This window comes from Corynebacterium macclintockiae (assembly GCF_027570165.1).
Taxonomy (GTDB): Bacteria; Actinomycetota; Actinomycetes; order Mycobacteriales; family Mycobacteriaceae; genus Corynebacterium; species Corynebacterium macclintockiae.
Genome location: NZ_JAKMUV010000021.1, coordinates 1 through 5,722, shown reverse-complemented (window position 1 = coordinate 5,722; position 5,722 = coordinate 1). Strand labels below are relative to the sequence as shown.

General features: G+C 53.2%; 3 rRNA genes. All 3 read right to left on the bottom strand.

The features are described from left to right. Positions 1–9: 9 nt before the first annotated feature. Positions 10–127 (bottom strand): 5S ribosomal RNA (rrf, locus tag L8U58_RS10060). Positions 128–268: 141 nt separating this feature from the next. Continuing rightward, positions 269–3,340: ribosomal RNA gene (locus L8U58_RS10055) — 23S ribosomal RNA — on the bottom strand. Between the two features lie 436 nt (positions 3,341–3,776). Beyond that, positions 3,777–5,298 (bottom strand): 16S ribosomal RNA (locus L8U58_RS10050). The 16S, 23S and 5S rRNA genes sit together here, the layout of an rRNA operon. Positions 5,299–5,722: the final 424 nt, after the last annotated feature.

The window sequence follows — 5,722 nt, the reverse complement described above, 5'->3', positions numbered from 1 at the left end:
TAGTTTTAATGCCGGCGGTGACTTACTCTCCCACACCCTCCCAGGTGCAGTACCATCAGCGCAGGTAGGCTTAGCTTCCGGGTTCGGAAAGGGACCGGGCGTGACCCCACCGCTAACAACCACCGACAAACCAATTCAGAACAAAACACACACCCACAACAAACCCCAACCAGGGTTTCAGTGGTGTGCCGTGCCGTTCCAGACACTGCATAACAGACGCGAGCAACACTCAAACTTTTGCGACATTCGAAATCGTCTCAGCACACACATTGTGTTGAACATCGGCTAATTAGTACCGGTCACCTCCATCACTCACATGACTTCCAGATCCGGCCTATCAACCCCATAATCTATAGGGAACCTCAAAAGAAACCTCATCTCAGAACAGGCTTCCCGCTTAGATGCTTTCAGCGGTTATCCCTCCCATACGTAGCCAACCAGCCATGCCACGGGCGTGACAACTGGCCCACCAGAGGTATGTCCGTCCCGGTCCTCTCGTACTAGGGACAGCCTTCTTCAAGTTTCAACGCGCACGGCGGATAGAGACCGAACTGTCTCACGACGTTCTAAACCCAGCTCGCGTGCCGCTTTAATGGGCGAACAGCCCAACCCTTGGGACCTACTCCAGCCCCAGGATGCGACGAGCCGACATCGAGGTGCCAAACCATCCCGTCGATATGGACTCTTGGGGAAGATCAGCCTGTTATCCCCGGGGTACCTTTTATCCGTTGAGCGACACCGCTTCCACAAGCCGGTGCCGGATCACTAGTCCCTACTTTCGTACCTGCTCGACCTGTCAGTCTCACAGTCAAGCTCCCTTGTGCACTTACACTCAACACCTGATTGCCAACCAGGCTGAGGGAACCTTTGGGCGCCTCCGTTACACTTTGGGAGGCAACCGCCCCAGTTAAACTACCCACCAGGCACTGTCCCTAACCCGGATCACGGGCCGAGGTTCAGATGCCCAATCCGATCAGAGTGGTATTTCACCAACGACTCCACAACCACTAGCGTGGCTACTTCACAGTCTCCCACCTATCCTACACAAACCGAACCGAACACCAATACCAAGCTATAGTGAAGGTCCCGGGGTCTTTTCGTCCTGCCGCGCGTAACGAGCATCTTTACTCGTACTGCAATTTCACCGGGCCTGTGGTTGAGACAGCAGGGAAGTCGTTACGCCATTCGTGCAGGTCGGAACTTACCCGACAAGGAATTTCGCTACCTTAGGATGGTTATAGTTACCACCGCCGTTTACTGGGGCTTAAATTCTCCGCTTCGACCCAAGGGTCTAACAGGTCCTCTTAACCTTCCAGCACCGGGCAGGCGTCAGTCCGTATACATCGACTTAAAGTCTTCGCACGGACCTGTGTTTTTAGTAAACAGTCGCTTCCCTCTATTCTCTGCGACCACCACCAGCTCAACACGTCGTTCACCAGCAGTGGCACCCCTTCTCCCGAAGTTACGGGGCCATTTTGCCGAATTCCTTAACCACAGTTCACCCGAACGCCTTAGTATTCTCTACCTGACCACCTGTGTCGGTTTACGGTACGGGCCGTACATGCACTCACTAGAGGCTTTTCTCGACAGCATAGGATCACCAACATCCCCACAACGGGTACGCATCACGCCTCACCCACACACGAAACGGATTTACCTATCCCGCGGGCCACACGCTTACACCACAATCCAATAAGTGGCTTGGCTACCTTCCTGCGTCACCCCATCGCTTGGCTACTACCAGATCAGGTCCCACGCATCCACACACCACACACACAAAATGCATGCAGCATCCTTCAGGGTGGTTAGTATCACTGATTCACCATTGGTCGCACACACACGGGTACGGGAATATCAACCCGTTAACCATCGACTACGCCTGTCGGCCTCGCCTTAGGACCCGACTCACCCTGGGAAGATTAGCTTGACCCAGGAACCCTTAGTCATCCGGCGGATATGTTTCGCACATATCATTCGCTACTCATGCCTGCATTCTCACTCGCATAACCTCCACCACACGGTTACCCGGCAGCTTCAACGATCACACGACGCTCCCCTACCAACCCAACCAAAAGATTGAGTTCCGCGGTTTCGGCGGTGTACTTGAGCCCCACTACATTGTCGGCGCAGAACCACTCGACCAGTGAGCTATTACGCACTCTTTCAAGGATGGCTGCTTCTAAGCCAACCTCCTGGCTGTCTTCGCGATCCCACATCCTTTTCCACTTAGCACACTCTTAGGGGCCTTAACCGGCGATCTGGGCTGTTTCCCTCTCGACTAACGAAGCTTATCCCCCGCAGTCTCACTGCCGCGCTCTGACTTACCGGCATTCGGAGTTTGGCTGACGTCGCTAAGATGATAGTCCCGCTCAACCAACCAGTAGCTCTACCTCCGGCAAGAAACACACGACGCTGCACCTAAATGCATTTCGGGGAGAACCAGCTATCACGGAGTTTGATTGGCCTTTCACCCCTACCCACAGCTCATCCCCTCAGTTTTCAACCTAAGTGGGTTCGCGCCTCCACAGCCTCTTACAGCTGCTTCACACTGGCCATGGGTAGATCACCCCGCTTCGGGTCCAGGACACGCCACTCACACACCCTCATTAGGATTCGGTTTCCCTACGGCTACCCCACACAACGGGTTAACCTCGCGACATGCCGCTGACTCGCAGGCTCATTCTTCAAAAGGCACGCCATCACCCCCTAAAAGGCTCTGACGGCTTGTAGGCACACGGTTTCAGGTACTATTTCACTCCCCTCCCGGGGTACTTTTCACCATTCCCTCACGGTACTCATACACTATCGGTCACAATAAGTATTCAGGCTTACCGGGCGGTCCCGGCAGATTCACAGCAGATTCCACGAGCCCGCTGCTACTCGGGTATTCTGTCAACCCCAACACCACATGCTTTCACGTACCGGACTCTCACCGTCTACGGCAGGCCATTCCAAACCACTTCCGCTAACACATAATGCCAAGGCACGGCATGGCAGCACCGCACAACACAACCCCACAACCCCACACACGCAACCCCTGCCAGGTATCACACGCATGCAGTTTAGCCAACATCCACGTTCGCTCGCCGCTACTAGCAGAATCATTATTATTTTCTTCTCCTGCGGGTACTAAGATGTTTCACTTCCCCGCGTTACCACCACACAGACTATGAATTCATCCATGCAGCGACCACACACAACTGTGGCCAGGTTTCCCCATTCGGACACCCTCGGATCAACGCTTGATTGACAACTCCCCGAGGCCTATCGCGGCCTTCCACGTCCTTCATCGGCTTATCATGCCCAAGGCATCCACCGTGCGCCCTTCACAGACAACACAAAATACTAAGACACCCACACACCAACCACACATAAACAACAAACACGTTCATGACAGTCAGCGCGTGAACAACAATGATTTCAAACAAAAAATCACAAAAAAGAAGATACTCGCGTCCACTATACAGTTCTCAAACAACACAAACACCCACAACAAACCAATGAAACACTCATCAGCCCATCACAAGCATCCACAAAAAAGGAACAACAGATTGTCCCAGACACCCAACAGCCATGACAAACCAACCAACAACTTCGCCAACCCAACCCCAACACTGTGCCAACCCCAACACACAACACTCTTGCTATCTCCCCCACACCAACGCGCGGAGGGGCATACCTGCTTCCTTCCAGCACCCAACAACCACCACAAAAGATGATTGAACCGGTTACCTATTCACCCAGAAACAAACAAAAAAAATATAAAAACTCCTTAGAAAGGAGGTGATCCAGCCGCACCTTCCGGTACGGCTACCTTGTTACGACTTCGTCCCAATCGCCAATCCCACCTTCGACAGCTCCCTAACAAGTTTGGGCCACTGGCTTCGGGTGTTACCAACTTTCATGACGTGACGGGCGGTGTGTACAAGGCCCGGGAACGTATTCACCGCAGCATTGCTGATCTGCGATTACTAGCGACTCCGACTTCATGGAGTCGAGTTGCAGACTCCAATCCGAACTGAGACCGGCTTTAAGGGATTAGCTCCACCTCACGGCATCGCAACCCACTGTACCGACCATTGTAGCATGTGTGAAGCCCTGGACATAAGGGGCATGATGATTTGACGTCATCCCCACCTTCCTCCGAGTTAACCCCGGCAGTCTCTCGCGAGTCCCCACCATAACGTGCTGGCAACACAAGACAAGGGTTGCGCTCGTTGCGGGACTTAACCCAACATCTCACGACACGAGCTGACGACAACCATGCACCACCTGTACACCAGCCACAAGGGAAACTACATCTCTGCAGCGATCCGGTGTATGTCAAGCCCAGGTAAGGTTCTTCGCGTTGCATCGAATTAATCCACATGCTCCGCCGCTTGTGCGGGCCCCCGTCAATTCCTTTGAGTTTTAGCCTTGCGGCCGTACTCCCCAGGCGGGGCGCTTAATGCGTTAGCTACGGCACGGGAATCGTAAATAAAACCCCCACACCTAGCGCCCACCGTTTACGGCATGGACTACCAGGGTATCTAATCCTGTTCGCTACCCATGCTTTCGCTCCTCAGCGTCAGTAACTGCCCAGAGACCTGCCTTCGCCATCGGTGTTCCTCCTGATATCTGCGCATTTCACCGCTACACCAGGAATTCCAGTCTCCCCTACAGCACTCTAGTTATGCCCGTATCGCCTGCACGCCCGAAGTTAAGCCCCGGAATTTCACAGACGACGCGACAAACCACCTACGAGCTCTTTACGCCCAGTAATTCCGGACAACGCTCGCACCCTACGTATTACCGCGGCTGCTGGCACGTAGTTAGCCGGTGCTTCTTATCCAGGTACCGTCACCACAAGTGGCTTCTTCCCTAGCGAAAGGAGTTTACAACCCGAAGGCCTTCATCCCCCACGCGGCGTCGCTGCATCAGGCTTGCGCCCATTGTGCAATATTCCCCACTGCTGCCTCCCGTAGGAGTCTGGGCCGTGTCTCAGTCCCAATGTGGCCGTACACCCTCTCAGGCCGGCTACCCGTCGTCGCCTTGGTAGGCCATTACCCCACCAACAAGCTGATAGGCCGCGGGCTCATCTTGCACCGAAAAACTTTCCACCACACACACTAAAGCATGGTCCTATCCGGTATTAGACCCAGTTTCCCAGGCTTATCCCGAAGTGCAAGGCAGATCACCCACGTGTTACTCACCCGTTCGCCACTCGAGTACCCTGCAAGCAGGGCCTTTCCGTTCGACTTGCATGTGTTAAGCACGCCGCCAGCGTTCGTCCTGAGCCAGGATCAAACTCTCCATAAAAAATGCCATCAGACACATGGTGAGCCTGAAAACCAGGCAAAAAAACAAAAATTACTGACAAAAGAATTGAAAAAAGGATAAATAAATCACATCAACCAACACCAACAACAAAAACAGTCGTCAGCCATCGACCGACACAAAGCACATCCTCAAACTTTTCAACACTATATTCATCAGCCCAACAAGCACCCCACAGGGCCACTCTTGCTGGGATACGCACATTACATATCGTGGACACGTTAACCCCACGCTGGCGTAACCACCACCAACCCACAATCCATGCGAGCCGGTGGAACACTGAAACAAAACAAGCTACTAAAAAGCAAAAGACAAACAATGCATCAAGATCAACACAAAGGTTGGTCAACAAAGTATCTAAACTTGGTTCATCACGCTATTGAGTTCTCAAACAACCTACGCACAC